Here is a 363-nt window from a genome sequence, read left to right on the forward strand (position 1 = left end):
CTCGAATAGCTGTTCCAGAAGCAGCGGCTTTACGGGCGCTTCAGCGACCATCACTGTAAATCCACTGCCTCAGGGAAGTTTGTCCGCAAATGGCCCGTTCTGTGCGACAGGCACCGGCCAGCTGACCTTTACGGAAACCGCCGGAACAGGACCTTATACGGTTATTTATAATGACGGAACGGCCAACCGGACAGCCAATAATGTTTCCAGCGGAACGCCGTTTGCGACTTTCACTAATCCAGTCACATCTACAACGACCTATACCTTGGTTTCGGTAACCGGTTCGAATAGCTGTTCCAGAAGCAGCGGCTTTACGGGCGCTTCAGCGACCATCACTGTAAATCCACTGCCTCAGGGAAGTTT

This window comes from Flavobacterium procerum, from assembly GCF_042431625.1.
GTDB lineage: Bacteria > Bacteroidota > Bacteroidia > Flavobacteriales > Flavobacteriaceae > Flavobacterium > Flavobacterium procerum.